Genomic DNA, 18,447 nt, shown 5'->3' on the forward strand with positions numbered 1-18,447 from the left:
GAACAATAGATTCCCATAATGGCAAGAGCTGTTTTCTAACACTTCATCTCTGATAGGAGAAATTCTTATACATTGGGGAAATAATTATGCGATGGCGTGGAAATCGTAAAAGTAACAATGTGGAAGATCGTCGTGGTGAACGTGTATCTGGACTCGGAGGCGGCAGCAGTGGTAATTGGCGCCTTCTTTCCGTGATATTCCAATTTCTGGGCTTCAAGGGTACTGTCATACTGCTATTGTGTGTAGGCGCCTACGGTTTGTTTACCGGAGACCTCGGCTTTATCTTGCGTGGCCTTGGTCTGCAACCAGATTCCACAGGCGGTGTGTCTTCAGAAGCAATTCAAGAAACGGCGGAAGAAAAAGAATTGGTAGACTTCATTTCAGTCGTCCTGGCCGATACCGAAGACACCTGGACCGTCTTGTTTCGAGAAAGGGGAATAGTCTATCAGCCGCCACGCCTGGTGCTGTTTCGTGATGCAGTAAAATCCGCTTGCGGAATGTCCCAATCAGCCATGGGACCATTTTATTGTCCAAGTGATCAACAGGTCTATATCGACCTCGGTTTTTATGATCAGTTGAAAAACCGTTTCAAGGCCCCGGGCGACTTTGCCCAGGCCTATGTCATTGCCCACGAAGTCGGTCACCATGTTCAAAACCTGCTGGGTATCTCCAGTCAAGTCCATGCGGCCCAAGCCAAACTCAGCAAGACGAAAGCCAACGAGCTCTCCGTGCGGCAGGAGCTGCAAGCCGACTGCCTGGCAGGCGTCTGGGCCAATCATGCCAACCGCACCCGACAATTACTCGAAGCAGGTGATCTAGAAGAAGGTCTGACTGCTGCCAGCGCCATCGGTGATGACACTCTACAAAAACAGTCACAAGGCTATGTAAGCCCGGATTCATTTACCCATGGCAGTGCGGCACAACGTGTAAAATGGTTCAAAAGTGGTTTCGAAAATGGCAACATGGAAAGTTGTGACACCTTTAACAATTTCTAAAAGACTGGAATGAATTGGCCTTGGGCATAGGAATTGAGCTTGTATCTGGCCATCATATTCTCTATTTGGCGTCGGCTGAATTTGTGCCATTATGCATATTCGCTCAACATGCGAAATCTAATTTGCATAACCGAGCGCTTCCTGTAATTGCTGGAGTTCCGACATTGCCCTATCTAAATCATCTTCCAGAGAGGTCAACTTCTCATTGGCAGCAATAATCCTTTCTCTTCCTTGTTTCTCTTGCCCGCTTGCAAGAAGTCCAACAATTACTCTAGACTCGTTTGTAAGAACCCTCCCAATCTCCTCCAGTTGTTCAAAAAGATCGCCATCTGCTGAACCTAATCTGCCAAAGATGCTGTCTATTTCAGCCAACTCTTTTTCACTCTTTTCCGCAGTTAGCTTTTCACGCATACCACCCACTGTGGCATAATAGGCAAGTATTCGCTTGCAATGACCTCTACCATTGCGAATGTCAGTTGCAAGGGATCGCCTTGCTAATTTCGCATAAGATTTCGCGTCAACTCGATCCACACCAAGAGCGGGTTCGATAAATTCTTGGATCGCCTTCAACACCGACTTATAGGTTTTCTCTACTTCCGCCAAGGCCCCCCGGATAGCTTTATTAGACTGATCATCCAACAAAATTATTTTACTGATATCTCCAATTTGCGAAACCAGATTCTTCAGCTCAGATGTTGCTGAATCCGTCTGTGAAACAACCCAATCGTTTTCTTTTAAGGTCCCGGCGTACCCCTCCTGCTTTGTCGGCATCCTTAGTAACTGCTTCAGGCTGTGGATCAGCTTCTTAACACCAGATGACTTCGTTGTGATGGAGCCAAATAATTCTATGTGATGCATTTCGGAGAATCCGAGAGGTATATCAGCATCTTCGTCTAACTTCACAGGAACTAAAACGCCTCTGTCTTTCGCTTTTTGTACTTCAGACCAAATAAAATCACTCTTGATTGAGTTGTTCGTCCAAAACACAACTGCACATGCAGCACTTTCCAGAGCTTCCTGGATGACGTACCGAAAGTTCGAACCAGGTGGAATTTGCTGATCCCACCAGATTGAAAATCCGGTCTCAGCAAGGTATGAGACTATCGGCTTGATCCTTTCTCTATCTTCGTGTGCATAACTGACGAAGATTGTACGATCAAGTACATTGATGTCTTTCATAAAGCACCTCCAAGTTCTGGACAAAAGGTCATACGCATAATCTCGGCACTCACTTGCGCCGCCAACAAACTTGCCGCTCCAGCGCCTCATACGTTCTCGACGTCAAGTGAAGCGCCTGGTTCTGGCGCAAAGCGCCGGGGCAAGGTGCTCGACGTAGTCAGCACCGCGATTCTCGGCGATGCAGTGCCGAGAACGATTTTCTCACCTGACTGTGTGGAGCGACCGCGGAACACCGGTCAGGTGCAGAAAAAATTAGGTAACCGCAGGTTCTCTATGATCCCTTTCATAGCTGTCATTATAGATACACCTAACTTCAGTCTGGCTCTTGAGAAAGGCTAAAAAAGGCAAGGTCATCACGAACCGATTCAAGCGTAATTTTCCAAGGAATGTATGGTACCTTAACCGTACCGCCTATGCCTATCCCATGCCCAGTATTCTTAATTTGCTCAATCGGCTCTCCTGCGATTTTGCGTGTCATGCTCAGCATGAACTTGGCTGCGTCACCACCAATGGCTGAGTCGTGAACACGTACGCCGTAGAGGCAATTGTCCTTGCCAAACAGCATCTTGGGAGTTTTCCACTCCTCGCCGTCTCTCAGTGAGAAGCGGAAGAAGCCCTTGACAATGTCAATAATTGCCCGAACCAGCTCGCGCTGAAGCTCTTTGGCTCCTCCGATACTTTGGCGGTACATGATGCAACGAAAGGGCCGGAGGTCGAAAGGCACAGTATCAATGTTCTGGGTCAGGAGAATTATCTTCTCCTTGTCCTTACGAGTGTGCGCTATCCCAACTTCGTAGAATACATTTGGATTGCTTGTAGTAAGATCGGCTATCACTATTTCAGATTCTTCAATTCCTTTAAGGATGTCGTCAAGAATGTAGCCACCGCCGGTTAGATCCTTTGCGCGCATGCACGTGAAGTTCAGTTCATGGCTCTCGACTGCTTCACGAATTGTTTCGAAGATATCGTTCATCGCTTCCATGAAGGGCATCAAGACGAAACACTGGCCTTTTTTAGTCTTTACATCGTGTGTTTGGAAAAAATCCTTTGGATACATCTTTTGTCCTCCTGTGTCGCTTTAGGTCTAACAGCTGCGCCGTTAACCCGTCCGGGCAGCCTTACGCCCGGTCGGTATCCAACGTTGTGGTCGGTAATTGTTGTTTTAGACTTCTCTGCATGTCATCCACAATGAAAAGACATACAATTTTGGAGAACTTCATATGATACAAGTCCTTGGTGCTGTGCTGGCACGTTTCTAGGTGTGCCATGCGGCAAAGATGTCAGTAAATCTTCGTATCCATTATTGACGACCAACCTCAATGACGGCCTGATACACTGACGTTGGGTTTGTCGCAAATAGGCTGTGCAAGCACCACACCATCATCGCATGCGCGGCAGGTGAAGAGATACCTGGCACGATTCGGCTGATCATTGTTAGGTCTTCTGTTGTGTCCGTTTTTTCCGCCCACTCTTGCCTTCTGGCTCACCTTTTGGTTTTGAGCGTGGCAATTCGACTGCGGTCGTGGACGTTTTTTCCTCTTTCTCCCCAGCCAGTCCTTTCAGAATGTCATCGATCGTTTTGACAGTGGCGTCGTCACCTCCCAGCTGTTTGAGCATGTTCTTAATAAATTTTAGCTGCCCTACCACCGAGTCCTGTTCGCGCGGTGTAGCCTGGGCGGTGACAAACACCTCGTGATAACCGGCGATAATGGAGGCGACGGCTTCGGCTTTCAGATCACCTCGCAGCAGGCGACGGACGATGTCGGCATCGGGCGAGGCGACGGCATCCCACAGTTTGCGTGAGGCGGCATAACGTTCGACGGCAACTGCTTCGCAGCGTGCCAACCAGGATTCGGCATCGGGCAGTGTGTTGCCCAGGAGGGTCTCAAGGATGATCCAGTTCAGGCCGTGGTAGGGATCGAACTGACCCCGCTGGACCCCGGTTTCGGCCGCTTCTTTGTAATAGGCGGCCGATTGTTTGAGCGCTGCGATAATACCTTCGCGATCTGCTTTTACCTGAGCCAGACGTTTATAGGCACTGCCCAACAAGGCCAGGCGCTCAAGGGTGCTGCCAATTGCAAGCAGATGCTGGAGACGTTCAATGGCCTCTTTGATTAATTCGGGATTAGGGGCGTCTTGATCTCCCCCCAAGCGGGCTTGAAGATTGGCAAGCTGTTCGGCGGCCGAGATGAGTACACCGCTGTCTTCCCCGTCTGCGCTCAAAGCTTTCCGGTAATACTCGATGGCGATTTCAAACTCACCCAGCTCGCCATAGGCCCGGGCAAATCGAGATGACACAGCTCCCTGGGCAAGCCACGCAGCCGAGCATTTGTCTTTCAGGTCTGCCAGCTCTTGCAGTAAGGATGTTTTCATTTGCTGCTTCATCTCTTTTGTTTCTGCATTCGAAATATCCTGTGACGTTATCCGTATCGAACCTAAGTCATAGAGTACTTCTTCCGCCGATGCATACGGCTGGCCATCAACTTTTTCGCCAGCTGTTTCGTCGGTGTTGAGGCGGAAATCGGGATCACCATAGGCCTGGTAGGCACCCCAGGTGTTATTGCGGTCTCGGAATTGGTTCCAGGTTTCTTTACGTGCTTTTTGCAATGCGTTGCCGAAGGTCGCGCCATAGAGCATGGCCGTGTAGAAGGACTTGGCGAATTCGTTTGCCGCGTTATCGTCCACAGCCCAGCCGGCAGCGACCACGGCCCGCACCCCCATCTCGATCAGTTCACGCGATAGGCTGGCGGCAAGTTTGTTATAAGCGACCGGGTTGGTCTCTTTGGCCTCGGGGCCCATTTTCGCCAAATGACAGCAGTTGAGAAAAACCAGATCGGGGATATGACGCATCTGGGCGATTTCAACGGCGGTGAGATACAAGCCCCCTTCCAGCACCATGCCGCTGCGCGCCGGTCGACCCGCCGTGGTTGAGGCCTCGTAGTAGCCGTGCCCCGCCAGGTGCAGGATGCGATAGGGTTGTGCAAAAAGCCGGTTGAACACATCAAGGGCGTTGTGCCGCTCAGAGTTGTACTCCACGCTGTAGTTCTTGCTTGCCAGCAAATCTTTAACCAGCCGTCCCTCGGCGCGTGCCCCCGGCAAGGAGGGGATGGTGGCCGAGGTCACAGGGTCGCCAACGACATAGGCCCACTTGGATGTGGCGGATCGAATCTGCATCCGATAATGCCCCGTCCGCAATTGCCGCACGAATCCGAGTTTCACGCAGAGCGGCTCGCCCTCATCCACCATCAGCTCCCAGGGATAGTTGGCCGTCTCGGCATCGACCTCGAGCACAAGGCGTGTGGTCTGCCCGATACTGTCTTTTATCTGGTTAGGCAGCAGCAATTCGCACAGGGTGCGGGCTGTCCCCAGCCGGAACTGGGTATCTCGTACCGAGAGTTGCACAAACCTGTCGATCAGCTCGGGCTGACGTTGCTGCACGCTCACTTCGGTACGGGCCCGGTCTGCGGTGGCGACATAGCGCAAGGCGAGATGCGGTTGTTCGCGGTCGGTGCTGTCAGCGAAGGCGCAGTCCAGCACGACGCGCCAGGTCGGCTCATCCAGCTGGCTGACATCGGACAAGCTGGCCTTGAAGCGCTCGGCCATCGCTTTCGGTAACGCGGGCAGTCGCGTCGTTGTGTGTGGAACGGATTCAGCCGTCACCGACCAGCGCCGCCACTGTCCTGGTACAGACCTGAGCGAACGCCGGGTGCGGCCATTGCGGCCGACCACCAACTCTGGCTGTGCATCGATACGCACGTGCAAAGACTGAGCAACCGCGGAGGCGAGTTCGCGTGCGGCATGCGCCGCCTGCGTTGCTGCATCGATGAATAGCTCGATGATTTCAAGCTGCTTGATACGCACCGGGATGTGCGTCCTGGCCAACTTGGAATTTGCCTGCGCAACCGCGCGCATCAGGACTGTAACCGAGTCCTCCACCGTAATTTTGGATGCCGAATTGGCGCCGAGCAGCAAGGTGCTGAGTCCAATCTCCAGCGTTTTGTCCTCTTTGATTGCACGAGGTGCGCTGTGATACGTTTGCAGTGCATATTGCAATGCGCCTTCACGTACGGTGTTTTCCAGTGCACCTGTTCCCAGTTCACCCATCCGCCCGAGGCCAATCACGATCGCCCCACGCGGAATGCCCAGGCGTATATCCAGCTCGCTCGTCGGGCGCTGCACGATGGCGGTTGTCCCCAGAGCCCCGGGATAGACGCCAAGTTGATAACGTTGCGACAGCGCGTGGTCGAGTTTGCTGTCCAGGTAACTTTCGGCAGCGACGATGGTGTCGCCGAGATAATGGCCCACCATGACCGGATAGGTGGCGTAACGCAGATCTCCATGGGTGACCCAGACGCTGAGACTCACCGGTTCGCGTCGGCGGTAAGCCCGCACGGGTTTCCCCATCAAGCCTGCGATAAGTTCGCCTCGCGTGGGGTACAGCACCGGTTGCGGCGTGTAGGGTAAATCCCTGATCTCGCCACGTGCCAGGCTGGGAGGCGTGGACGACAGCTTGGTCGTCTTGCCTTGTTCGAGCAGTTCTACCAACGCCGGGAACGCCGGTTTATGAGCAGCAAGTTCACCGTGTTCAGCGGCCATATACCATGTCACCACACCCGGCAGTTTGCCTGCTTCGTGCGTTACCCGACCATCGCCTGCACCAGTCGATGACAGGACCACGCGGCCATGTTCGTCGACCTTTGCACCACAGGGCGTCATGGGCGCACTGCCCGCCACGTAGACCACGCGGTCAGCATGAGGAATATTTTCAGGTAACGAAGCCACGGAATTCTGTGCATCCGCCAGCATCCTGGCGGTAGGCACGGCGGCACAATTTCCATTCGCTTTTTTAAGCACCTTCCAGGTCTCCTCGGTAAACCAGTCAGCCGCCGCGTCCTCCCCTTGCCGAGACAATGAATTCTGGGGCAATAATTCCAATGCCCCCTGGAAACCACCAATGATGTCGACCACCCGCTGAAGGTCATGTGCCAGGTCGAGCAAGGCAAGCTGACGCACAGTCTCGGCGGCGCCAAGCAGGCTCTCGACCATGGAATAAGACCCGCGGTTCGGCGTGCCCAGCATGACGACTCGGCTCCCCGGTCGAGCACAGACCTCATCCCATAAACCCGCATGATCGGCAATAAAGCGGCGAACCACCAGACCACCCATACTGTGGGCGATGAAGCGCACCGGCTGGGACGTCTTCTTCAGTACCGTGCGGACCTCTTTGCCCAAGGCGGCGGCGGCGTCACGGATGGACTTGCGCCAGTCGTAGGCAAAAGGCAACACTTGATGGCTACCCGCAAGATAAGTACAGAGTTGGTCGTAGTATTCACCCAGCAGACCAGTGACCTTGATGGTGCTGTCGTGAATGTCCTCGATCTTGCCTAAGCCGCCCACCATCAAATCCGGGTAATCCAGCCAGACGCGGTGGTTCTTGCGCTCCAATTGCGATCCCATGATCCCCGGCAGCACAAACACCGCCGGCCTGGGTACATCCGCGCGAATCTGCAATGCGCGCTGCATGGGCACCGGCTGAACATGCTCCGGCTCAAACGGTGTGAACCCTTCTGGCGGCTGTCCGGCAGAGGCCAACAACCATTGAGCGAGCTTGATACGGGTGCGCGCGTTCTGGAAATAATTGAAGTGGCTGACGTCGGAGCCCTGATCGAAGAGGTAATATTCCTCCGCACGCCGTGCACCGTAGAACATCGAATCGGTGTTGACCACGAGATCGTTGTCACGCTGCTCATAGATGAAGCGGTCGCTGACGAACACGGCAATGCGCTTTAACCAGTTGCCGCCCTCGATGTCCCCGGCGATTACCGCCAGTTCTCCCCCCGCGCCGGTGGCACCATTCACCAGGGCTACCAGGGGTGACTCCGGCATCATCGCCTCGATACCAGGGATCAGTGCCGGGTCGGTGCGATCCCGCACCACCTGTAATGTCACGCGCTTGATGACCTCGTAGACCGGCGATTGACCGACGCCCGGGATGTAGCCGATGAGATTGGTCAGCAGTGAAAGAAATTCGTCAATGTTGTCCGAGGCCAGCAGGGTGCCACGCGCCGGGCAGGCCACGCGGACAACACGCATGATGCGCGGGCGTTTCTGTTGCAGCTGGTCGCGCAGACGTTTGAGTTGCTTCCTGTCATGGCGGTCGGCCTCATCAAATTTCGAGCCGGGACGTTTGAAACGATCGATGCGGGCATCGTCAAAATCGGCCACGTCCAGACAGAGCAGATCCCCCACCTGGCCGCCTCGAGAGTGGGTGACCAGAGAAACCTGCGCGCCTTCCGGCAAGAGCTCGGCAAGAGCGAGGGCGTTGTCGATGGGGCTTTCGCTCATGGTGCGATGTTCGAAGGCATAGATATGTTCACCGAAGCTTGCCCGCAGTGTGCGCCATTCCTGGCTGGCATCGCCTTCGCAAAAGGCCCCGAAGCTGCCGAGAGTGCGTGAAGCAGTACCGTGGATAAACACCAGGATGGGTTTGTCCCTGGGCAGGTCGTTTGGCATCAGCAATTGAGCCTTGGTGAGGTCATGCGGGGCATTGGCGTCCATCGAGGACCAGCGGTACAAGCCCGGGGCGGGCGTGAGCCGCTTTTCGATCAGATACATGAGCAGTTTGGCAGTCGCCCAGGCGCCGGCCTTTTCCACCTGTTCAAGTGCCAGGTCCTTGACACAATCCGTCCAGCTCCTGGGATCTTTCAGCTGCTCGACAAGATCATCAGCCTTCAGGCGCAGCACCCGCAGCGCCCCGGTGAACCAGTCCTTTACGCCGCGATCCGCAATGCTGGGCCCCGGCAAACCCATCAGTTTCAGGCCGCGGTCAGAGATGGCCTCGGGATGCCAAAGCTCCACCCTCTTCTTATAACGCTCGGCCGATGTCCACAGCGTCAACCCACCGTCGACCTCGATCTCCAGGATGTCGTCGTCCTCTACCTCCACCACCAGTGGTGCACCTTTGGCAGTTGCTCGGGCCGGCTGGGAAAGGTCGAAGGCATGCACCACCTCTATATTATTCAGCAGATCTGTAGTGGGCGGGGCCTCAGCCGTGCCGCGTAACCGCGCGCGAAAGGGTTCCAGTGGTTCATTCCGCCCCGGAATGAGAAGTTGGATGGTCATCGCGTCCTCTCCCTATGTGCGCCTCAGGCGCGTTACGTTTGAGTTCTGCTGCCCACAAGACTGCTTGGCAGGCGTTTTTCACTCATAGCTCACACCAGCGGCGAAAGAAATTGCCGGTCGAACTGCTCCTTGCGTCCTTCAAGCTGCGGCACCTGATCGTAATCGCTCTGTTGAAGCTTGGCCACCGTCTTGGCGTGCAGATCGCGATAGCTGATCTTCCCCTCACCCTCTGCAAGCGCCTCGACAAGATAGTAGGTGAGCGCGCCGTTGTAGCTCTTGCCGATGTAGGCGTCGGCCGAGGTTTGGGTATCACGACACCCGGTAACGAGAAGCTCCGGAATATCGGCCACCACGACATCTGATTCCTTGCGCAATGCCCGCGGGGAGGTGCGCAATTCGCCGCGCAGCTTGCCGCGCAGTGTACGCCCGGACTCCTCGGCCATGATGTCCCAGGGGTTGGGCAGATAACGCGGGATCATCGGCGCATCCGGCGGCAGCAGGGCACGGGTGTTGGTGCCGGAGTGGCAACAGTCCATGATGACGGTCAGACTCACTCCCGGGCGCAGCTTGTCGAAGGTCGTTCGGAGCCAGTCGTCCCTGAGCGGATCCTTCCAGTCGAGGTCGGTCGGACACAGTATTTCGTCACGGTTGTCTGCCTCGTCGCCATCATCGTCCGGCACGTTGGAACCGTGGCCTGAGTAATGCAGCAACAGCACATCCTCCGCCTGCCCCTGGTTCAACAGATCGACAATCGCCGCCTGCATCGCTTTCTTGGTTGCCGCCAAATCAGTCAGCACGGCAATGTCATCCGCCTTGAAACCGTAATACCTGGTGAGTACATCCTGCATGTTCTTGACGTCGTTGACACACCCCCGCAGGTCCGCGCCGGGGATACTGTAGCGATTGATGCCGATTAACACTGCGCGCTTGGTCATGGCTTTCTCCTTGATGCTGCCTCTGGTTTACCGAAGATTGCGGGTATCGATCCACGTTACCCGTCCTGTGCGTCGTTTTACTTCGTTGTACATATGCGCCGTGCCTCCTGGACCATCGCCCCCTTGTCCATTCCACAGGCAGACAAAGTTTACCTTGTCTACACCGCGGGCGAAGGCGGTATAGAGCAGCCAGAGGTTGCAGCGTTCGTAGGGGTAGTCCGGCTCAGAATGAGGAGGTGGGGGGCCAAGTGCGTCGGGGGCGGAGCGAATGGGCGCGGCCAGTTTTACTCTGGCGTCGAGATAGCGCGGGCGCCAGGCCTCATAGTTGTGTACCACCGATTTCTGGATGAATTCGGGCTCACTGAAGGGTTGCAGCCAGTGCACCTGTACCCCGCGCTGGAGGCAGGCTTCGGTGAACAAAAGGTCGCCGCCGCAGGCGCCCTGGGTGAGGGCGAGATCGTCAGGACCCGCACCGAGCTGGTGCAGGGCTTCGGCGATTTTCTGCGCGGCGATGGATTCTTTCTCCGGTGGGAAGCGTGCTGGAGTACGGCCTGGCGCGTCCACCATATGGCCGCTGAACAGGAACACCTGGCGCGGCTGCCATTGGTCTTCGGGCTTGATCAGTTTTTGCAGGGCGCGCTCGAAGGTTGCGAGCCCTGCGTCGACGTTGTCCGGCTGCAGCCCGAGATCCTTGAGGAGCAGGAGCTGTGCCCGGCAGGAGTCGAGGTCGAACCAGCTCTTGTCGTTTCTGGCGATGGCCTCCTTGTAGGCAGCTTTGACGCTGTCCGGTATGCCAACCAGCACTTCCAGATCACCCAGGGTCGCCAGCGACCAGTAGCGTTGGTTTTCGTCGGGCTCGCATTCGGCGCAGAAACGCACCGCCCCTGCCAGAATGGCCATCTCCCGATCGTAGCGTGTCTCGCCGGTGAGATGACGATACAGCTGCATCAATGTCAGTGCGTTGATGCCCGAGTAATAGTGGCTTTGGTTGCGCCGGTAACCCTCGGCGTAGCTCTTGATGGCGGCGCGCAGCAGTGCGTCTTCGTAAGCTGCATCATCGCGCATCTGCTCCGGTGTTATGTCGGGCCGGCGCCAGGCCACGATCCAGGCATCCTTGTCCACGCGCCCAAGCAATGCCCAGGTTTCCGGGTCGTCCGGGTATTGCTCCAGCACATTGCGATAGTGTTCACGCGCACGGTCCAGGGAACACCCCGGGACATGGGCCAGCGCCAACCTCTGCAGGCACATTCCCTTCTCGCGCAGGCCGGTGAGGTTGCCCGGTTCCACTTCCAACCCCCGTTCCAACTGCTCCAGCGCAAAGTCGAAGCGCCCCGCCTTGCGCAGGACCACCCCCGCGCGAATCCAGGCTTCGGCGCGAAAGGCGGCAACAGGGGCTTCGTCAGCCAGCACCAGCACGTCGCCGATATGACCTGCCTTGCGGGCAAGCACAATTCGATCTTCCCAGGCGTCGTGTCGCTCCCAGAACTCGCGCACGTTCCCGATACGCAGGGATTTCCAGTCAGGCTCCTGCAGGTTGGACAACAACTGATACACCGGGCTGACCTTGCGGCCGTGCCAGGATTCCATGGTCGCTTTGACCATCTCGGTCAGGCGCTGGATGTCACTGGCGAGCGTCGCCGTGTCCGGCCCGCCGTCCTTGATGCCGTAGCGCAGCTTGCGGTCGGTATAGAGATCGAAGGCGGTAGTGACCTGGCCGCCGCAGACGATGACCACGCCGCGCGCCCGCAGCGCATGGCGTACGCCGAGTTCGTACCAGACATTGGGGTTGGGCAGGGTGAGGTCAGCCACCACCAGATCAGCGATGAGCAGTTCCTGGAACATATCGATGCGGATGTCGCCGGCGCGTTCCTCTTCATCCGCGCGGACGACTTCGAGCCTCGCGGCCTGCAACGCGGGTTTAATCAGTTCGTCGTAGACCCGATTGAAATTGATCACTTGCCCATCCGGCCCCGGTTTGCTGCCGAACGGCATAGCGACAAAGGCGTGTAGCTTCACTGGTATTCCCCCTTGTTCATGACCACGCCGCTTAAGAACGCGGCCTTCCTTCCCGTTATAGGGAAACGCTGATCAAATCCGGTTTCGACATTCCCGTAAAAGTGAGAATCAAGGGTGATAAGTAATCGCTTTCTAAATGATTTATGTAAAAAATGATCATCCAGCCAAAATTTGTCAAAAACATTCTGTATAAGCTATCATTTTATGTTAGATGCTGCAAATTCTTTTGCTGACCATGAAAGCATCCTGCAAAACTGTATAAAAAATAAAAGGGGATGACCCCTTTTATGAGACCCATTGACAATGTACCCCATTTGAGCTACATTTGCAGAAAGGTAAATGGAGGTAAACCATGGGAAAGACAACCACGATAAGAGCTCGAATTGAACCCGATTTAAAGGGCAAGGCCGAGCAAATATTCAAGCAGCTGGGACTAACTACAACCCAGGCAATAACCCTTTTTTACAAGCAAGTTGAATTAAAAAAAGGTTTGCCCTTTGACGTAGTCATTCCCAATGAGATCACACAGAAAACGTTTTCCGACACGGATGCCGGACGCGATCTCATCATTTGTAACGACACCGACGACATGTTCAAAAAGTTAGGTATATAATGCTCACACCGGTTTACACAAAGCAGTTTGAGCGCGACACCAAACGGATGAAAAAGCGAGGAAAAAATCTTGATAAACTGAAAATAATCATCTGCTCTCTAGTGGAGGAGGAACCGCTTGATGCCATTCATCGGGATCATAAGTTAATTGGTCACTGGAAAGGGCGACGGCAATGCCATATTGAATCTGACTGGTTATTGATGTACCTGGTTGAATCTGATCGCGTTGTTTTCGAGCGTACCGGAACCCACTCTGACTTATTCCAAATTTGATTGGACTGATGCCCGCCAGCACTTTGCATCATGCGCTCATTCTTCGGGCCCGGTGATGGACACATTGGTCGCAGAAAATAAAAGAAATGACCGAATAAATTATAAATATTTCTGAGTCAGACATAGATTGACAGTCTACTTATAAAATTCTCAAAGGAAATTATTTTAGGAGGGTATCATGAGTACATCCTGGAAACATTCACTGGACGATTTTCTTGCTGCGGCAGGGCTTTCCGAAATGCCCATGGGCATGTATTTCACTGACACCGAGCCGAACTCGGCCTTGTCGCCCAACCCCCTCCCCCTTCCCACCCGGCAAAACGAGATCGACAACCGGGTGGACTGGCCCACCGTGTTCGGTAACTTTTCCTGTGCCATCGGCCACATCTGGCGGGCCAGAAAGAAAAAGACCGCCGCGTATTTTTCCGCCGAACGCTACGGATGTTTGGGTTGCGCCTTCTGGATGGGCTTCAACAAGCCCCAGCTGGAAACCATCATCCATTACGTGTCCACGGGAATCCCCAACCACATGGAGGGGGAACACTACTGCGATTCTCCGGACCGCCTGCGTCACATCTTCGAGAACCTGGATCCGGAACCTGCCCCGGGAAAATTCTGCGTGTTCAAACCCCTGAATCAGTTTACCGACGAAGAACAGCCTCTTTTTATCGTGGTGTTCGATCGCCCCGAAGCCATCGCCGGCATGCACCAGCTGGCTGCCTTCGTCACCGGCGACCCGCTTTGCGTGGTTTCGCCATGGAGTGCGGCCTGCGGAAGCATGGTGGCCTGGCCCATGTATTTTCAGGCCCGGGGAGAAAACCGGGCGGTGCTTGGGGGATGGGACATCTCGGCCCGGAAGTTTTTCAAAGGCGACGAAGTCACCCTGACTGTTCCCCTGGCCATGTTCGAACAGATGGTGGCCCGGTACCGGGAATCGTTTCTGATGAAAAAATCCTGGACCACGGTCAAGAAGAAGATCGAGCGAAGCCGAAAGGTCTGGGGGGAGAGCACGGCCGTCAATCCGGAGTAACACACCATCGTCATTCCGGGCTTGATCCGTTAATCTACAAGCGCCGGCCATAATCATCAGCTGCCGATGGAGTCCATTATCGGCAGCCCGACAAAGTACAGACCGAGGGCCGATACAGAATCCGGCAGGATCAGGAGCCCCTGGCTCATCCAGGCATGGATCGTTAAAAAAAATGATCCATGGATTATTCAACACCAAGCTTCTGTAATTCTGCAACAATGCTCGCCTTGTCCAGAAATCCCTCATGCCTGCCAACCTCTTTTCCCTCGGCATCGAAAAATATCTGTGTCGGTATTGCCCGTATGCCAAATTTCCTGCCGGCATCCGGATCCACCCAGACATCGATAAAGACGATTGCCGCCCTCTCGCTGTATTCTTTTTTCAGCTCTTCCAGAATTGGCGCCATCATTTTGCAGGGAACGCATTTTTTCGCACCCAGATCGACCATGGTCACCATCCCCGGAACGGGTAGGAGCGCCCCTTGTTCCGTGGCATCGGCAGAGGTGCCGAGCAACAGATACACACTGGATACAAAGAAAATCAACAGCACAGTTTTTCTTGTTACATGGTAGCTTCTCACGTCAACTCCTGCATATTTTTGAAAAATTACTTCGACTCTGTCTCAACAGCTTTCTGCAGCATCTTCTTGATCTCATCGTAAGATGGCACTCTGCCGACGCTTTTTACTTCGCCACCGATCACCAGTCCCGGGGTCATCATGACGCCAAAAGACATTATTTTGTCAAAATCGGCCACCTTCTCGATGTCGTGTGTGATGCCGAGCTCATCGGCCGCTTTTGCCACAGCCTCGGTAAGTTGATTGCATTTCGCGCATCCAGGTCCAAGTACATGAATCTTCATAATTTTCTCCACAAATTAAATTAACCCGCATAGAGTCCAAAAATTTTTCCGCTTATCGTCGCCATGACGATAACCAGCCCGACAAAGGTTGCAGTTTTCTTCCAGCCCAGCACCGAGTTAATGACCAGCATATTCGGCAGACTCAGGGCGGGGCCAGCGAGCAGCAAGGCCAGCGCAGGACCGTTGCCCATGCCGTTGCCGATAAGGCCCTGCAGTATCGGCACCTCCGTCAAGGTCGCGAAATACATGAATGCGCCGGCAAAGGAAGCAAAAAAATTGGCAAACAGGGAGTTGCCGCCAACCATCTGGGCCACCCACGTGGAAGGAACCAATCCTTCATGCCCCACGCGCCCCAGAAGCACCCCGGCAATCAAAACCCCGAGCAGCAGCAACGGCAGGATCTGTTTGGCAAAGGTCCAGGATGACGAGAACCACTCTTTGTTTTCGCCCTGGTCGGTACTGGTGATAATGGATAAACCGATAAAGCCGACCGTAAAGGTGAGAAGATGCTGGTCGGGGAAAAAAAGTGCCAGAACAGCCACCGGTAAGGCGACACTGCCAACCTTCCAGGCGCGCATCTTAAACCAGAAGATGAGCATTAAGCCGAAAATCCCTGAAAATACGGCAGTGATGATCCATTTGGCGTTAAAAATCGCCGCCCATACACCGCTTGCCTCTTCGGGTTTTCCCCAGTTGGCGAAGACGAGAATGCCGACCATGGCGAAAAAATAGAGGCTGGTCTGCCAGAGGGGGCGGGCCACTTCTTCTTCCGGCATGGCCATTTGTATCGCCAGTTTGTTCTTCTCTTCTTTACGGAAAATAAAGGCCATCGACATGCCGATGACAACACTGAAAATAACTGCGCCGACCGCGCGGGCAATGCCCAGCTGCGGTCCAAGTATACGGGCGGTGAGGATTATGGCCAGAGCGTTGATGGCCGGACCGGAATAGAGAAAGGCCGTGGCCGGACCAAGTCCCGCGCCCATTTTATAGATCCCGGCGAACAGAGGCAGAATAGTGCAGGAACAGACCGCGAGGATCGTACCGGAGACGGATGCCACGCCATAGGCGAGGATTTTATTGGCCCCGGCACCAAGGTATTTGGTAACCGAGGCCTGACTGACAAAGACGCCGATGGCGCCGGCAATAAAAAATGCCGGTACCAGGCAGAGAAGCACATGCTCACGGGCATACGATTTAACCAGATGGAAGCCTTCCAGGACCGCCTGGTCAAAACGCTCGGTGCCGACCGGCAGATAAAAACAACCGATAAAAATGGCAACGATCCAGAAGAGATACTTCGATTCTGTTTTCCAGTTCATGATCAGAGTTCCACTGTTTGATATTTGGTCATTTAGCCAAGTGTTTAAGTAAAAAAAATTACAGGATAACGGCGTGTTCTTCCGCCTGGGCTTTTATGACAGCTTCAACACAGGACATATATTTCAAGATGCACGGCACCTTCAGTTTGTAGTATACCTGCTTTCCGCGCTTTTCATCGGTCACGACCCCAGCTTGCTTGAGGACGGAAAGATGCTTGGAGATGGTGGAAAAATCCGCGTCGATAAATTCCGCCAGTTCGCAGACACATTTTTCGCCATTCTCAAGCTGCTCAGCCATCCACAATCGGGTGGGATGACCCAAAGCTTTCAATACGTTTGCTTTCGCTTCTATAATCGCTTTCTGTTTTCCTGTCATATCACCCCCAAGGTTGGCCATATGGTAAAACGACCATGCGTTATTGTCAAGAATATTTTAGAGCAGCGACGGATGGATGATAGATGTTCCATCTTCCACCCGTCATTTGCCGTTCAGCTGGCCGACTGCCCCGGAAGAGCTGTCAAGGAACAACGAGGACCGGACAGTAAATCTTGTTGAGCACCTTATGCGTGACGCTGCCGAGGAACAGGCCGCCAATCTCCGAGTGGCCTTGCGAGCCCATGATTATCAAGTCATATTTCTTGGATTTTGCGAGATTGGTCAATACGTAACCGGGGTCTCCGATACGGGTATCAAGTTCATATTCCACGCCTTGCTGCGCGAAAATTCGCTCGGCTCTCTTTACTATCTCTTCCGCCTCCTTCTTCATATTCGCTTTAATGTCATTAATTATCAATTCCGGCACCTCCGGCATATTCCAACCCCATACGTAGCAATGGACAATGGTGACATGCGCACCAGTCATTTTTGCCAGATTCAGCGCATAGTTGGCGGCATTGTTGGAATATTCAGAACCGTCATAAGGAAGAAGAATTTTGTTAATTTTCATGAGGAGCCCCCTGTTGTAAGAATTGACCGTGTGTGGTGTCTCTTTCTATTACAACTCATCAACGCATAAATTATAATACCTCCGGCGGCTTAATCAAACAAATAAGCATAAAATATGTTAGAGATGGCAGGCATTGACCAGACGAGGACGGGAAAATTGATTTTTGCTTGGATTGGCGGCGATGTATTGCTAAGGTGGGCGAGATATCGGAAAACAACTTTATAAAGACATTTGAAAAAGCTGGAAGGGGTACTCTTTGAGCATTTCCGCGAGTCCATCGATAGTGTCCCTGCCGGACACGGGAAAACCATATCCGACACTGCTTGCCTTTCTTGTCGGGCGTTTCCCGAAAATCCCCGAGCAGACATGGGTAGAACGGATTGCCACGGGAAAGGTGCTTACCGAGGCGGGACAGCCGGTCACCCTGACAACGGCGTATATGCCCAACAAGCGGTTGTTCTATTTCCGGGAGGTACGGCAAGAGCCGGCGATTCCTTTTCAGGAGCGGATTCTCTATACCAACCAGCACCTGATGGTGGTCTGCAAACCCCATTTTCTCCCCGTCACCCCCGGCGGGCCTTACGTGCGGGAAACGCTGATCAACAGGCTGCAGGAAACCACCGGCAACCCGTGCCTCTCGCCGATAAATCGCATTGATCAGGGCACAGCCGGCCTGGTACTGATGTCGGTGAACAAAGAAACCAGGGGGGCGTATCAACAGCTGTTTATGGATGGACTGGTACGGAAAACCTATGAAGCGATAGGCCGGTTCCCCTCCGATTCCGGCCGGACCGAATGGCTGGTGGAAAACCTGCTCGAAACGGGAGACCCCTGGTTCAGGATGAAAACCTGTGCGGGCCCGATCAATGCCCGTTCGCGGATCCGACTGCTCGAGATCGGCGCGGCCCAGGCCCGCTTTCAACTTTCACCCCTGACCGGGAAAAAGCACCAGCTGCGCATGCATATGAGCGGCCTGGGGTTTACCATTGTCAATGACCGGTATTATCCGACACTCCTGCCGGAAATACCCTGCGATTTCAGCCGCCCTCTTCAGCTGCTGTCGCGGAAAATCGAGTTCCGCGATCCGATCACCGGACAGGAGATGTCCTTTACCTCCCCGAGACGTTTATCACTGCAAGCAATTTCTCGGTGAAT

Annotated in this window: 15 protein-coding genes; 5 read left to right on the forward strand and 10 right to left on the reverse strand. The window is 54.2% G+C overall.

Annotation, left to right across the window (positions count from 1 at the left end; all coding sequences use genetic code 11):
• Window positions 1-86 precede the first annotated feature (86 nt).
• Entirely contained in the window at window positions 87-995 is a 909-nt protein-coding gene (ypfJ, locus tag ACYQ8U_RS06030; RefSeq protein ID WP_459944625.1) for a KPN_02809 family neutral zinc metallopeptidase, read from the forward strand.
• Between the two features lie 117 nt (window positions 996-1,112).
• Here the strand turns inward: ypfJ and ACYQ8U_RS06035 are convergent, their stop codons facing one another.
• The 5 genes from ACYQ8U_RS06035 to ACYQ8U_RS06055 all read right to left on the reverse strand — a co-directional run bounded on the left by ACYQ8U_RS06035 (window position 1,113) and on the right by ACYQ8U_RS06055 (window position 12,247).
• A complete protein-coding gene (locus tag ACYQ8U_RS06035) occupies window positions 1,113-2,174 on the reverse strand; it encodes a toll/interleukin-1 receptor domain-containing protein (protein WP_459944626.1) in 1,062 nt (353 codons plus the stop codon).
• A 313-nt stretch (window positions 2,175-2,487) separates the two neighbouring features.
• On the reverse strand, window positions 2,488-3,231 hold the full coding sequence (locus ACYQ8U_RS06040; RefSeq protein ID WP_459944627.1) for a hypothetical protein: 744 nt from the start codon (window positions 3,229-3,231) through the stop codon (window positions 2,488-2,490).
• A gap of 377 nt (window positions 3,232-3,608) precedes the next feature.
• Entirely contained in the window at window positions 3,609-9,296 is a 5,688-nt protein-coding gene (locus ACYQ8U_RS06045) for a CHAT domain-containing protein (protein ID WP_459944628.1), read from the reverse strand.
• 89 nt (window positions 9,297-9,385) lie between these two features.
• The gene (locus tag ACYQ8U_RS06050) at window positions 9,386-10,231 is read right to left on the reverse strand and encodes a caspase family protein (protein ID WP_459944629.1); all 846 of its coding nucleotides are present in this window, start codon (window positions 10,229-10,231) and stop codon (window positions 9,386-9,388) included.
• 27 nt (window positions 10,232-10,258) lie between these two features.
• A complete protein-coding gene (locus tag ACYQ8U_RS06055) occupies window positions 10,259-12,247 on the reverse strand; it encodes a tetratricopeptide repeat-containing protein (RefSeq protein WP_459944630.1) in 1,989 nt (662 codons plus the stop codon).
• A 352-nt stretch (window positions 12,248-12,599) separates the two neighbouring features.
• Between ACYQ8U_RS06055 and ACYQ8U_RS06060 the strand changes: the two genes are divergently transcribed.
• The 3 genes from ACYQ8U_RS06060 to ACYQ8U_RS06070 all read left to right on the forward strand — a co-directional run bounded on the left by ACYQ8U_RS06060 (window position 12,600) and on the right by ACYQ8U_RS06070 (window position 14,162).
• The gene (locus tag ACYQ8U_RS06060) at window positions 12,600-12,860 is read left to right on the forward strand and encodes a type II toxin-antitoxin system RelB/DinJ family antitoxin (RefSeq protein ID WP_459944631.1); all 261 of its coding nucleotides are present in this window, start codon (window positions 12,600-12,602) and stop codon (window positions 12,858-12,860) included.
• Complete coding sequence (locus ACYQ8U_RS06065) at window positions 12,860-13,132, forward strand: type II toxin-antitoxin system RelE/ParE family toxin (RefSeq protein WP_459944632.1); 273 nt, start codon at window positions 12,860-12,862, stop codon at window positions 13,130-13,132. Before ACYQ8U_RS06060 ends, ACYQ8U_RS06065 begins: the two co-directional genes overlap by 1 nt.
• Before the next feature lie 178 nt (window positions 13,133-13,310).
• On the forward strand, window positions 13,311-14,162 hold the full coding sequence (locus ACYQ8U_RS06070; RefSeq protein WP_459944633.1) for a DUF169 domain-containing protein: 852 nt from the start codon (window positions 13,311-13,313) through the stop codon (window positions 14,160-14,162).
• Between the two features lie 184 nt (window positions 14,163-14,346).
• Here the strand turns inward: ACYQ8U_RS06070 and ACYQ8U_RS06075 are convergent, their stop codons facing one another.
• From ACYQ8U_RS06075 to ACYQ8U_RS06095, 5 genes are all read right to left on the reverse strand, one after another.
• Window positions 14,347-14,685, reverse strand: coding sequence for a thioredoxin family protein (locus ACYQ8U_RS06075; protein WP_459944812.1), 339 nt, complete (start codon window positions 14,683-14,685; stop codon window positions 14,347-14,349).
• 83 nt (window positions 14,686-14,768) lie between these two features.
• The gene (locus ACYQ8U_RS06080) at window positions 14,769-15,023 is read right to left on the reverse strand and encodes a thioredoxin family protein (RefSeq protein ID WP_459944634.1); all 255 of its coding nucleotides are present in this window, start codon (window positions 15,021-15,023) and stop codon (window positions 14,769-14,771) included.
• A 20-nt stretch (window positions 15,024-15,043) separates the two neighbouring features.
• A complete protein-coding gene (locus ACYQ8U_RS06085) occupies window positions 15,044-16,345 on the reverse strand; it encodes a permease (protein ID WP_459944635.1) in 1,302 nt (433 codons plus the stop codon).
• 58 nt (window positions 16,346-16,403) lie between these two features.
• The gene (locus ACYQ8U_RS06090; RefSeq protein WP_459944636.1) at window positions 16,404-16,721 is read right to left on the reverse strand and encodes an ArsR/SmtB family transcription factor; all 318 of its coding nucleotides are present in this window, start codon (window positions 16,719-16,721) and stop codon (window positions 16,404-16,406) included.
• Window positions 16,722-16,863: 142 nt separating this feature from the next.
• Complete coding sequence (locus tag ACYQ8U_RS06095; protein ID WP_459944637.1) at window positions 16,864-17,292, reverse strand: universal stress protein; 429 nt, start codon at window positions 17,290-17,292, stop codon at window positions 16,864-16,866.
• Between the two features lie 256 nt (window positions 17,293-17,548).
• Between ACYQ8U_RS06095 and ACYQ8U_RS06100 the strand changes: the two genes are divergently transcribed.
• The gene (locus tag ACYQ8U_RS06100; protein WP_459944638.1) at window positions 17,549-18,445 is read left to right on the forward strand and encodes a pseudouridine synthase; all 897 of its coding nucleotides are present in this window, start codon (window positions 17,549-17,551) and stop codon (window positions 18,443-18,445) included.
• The last annotated feature ends 2 nt before the right edge of the window (window positions 18,446-18,447 follow it).

It is taken from the genome of Desulfocastanea catecholica (assembly GCF_054657295.1).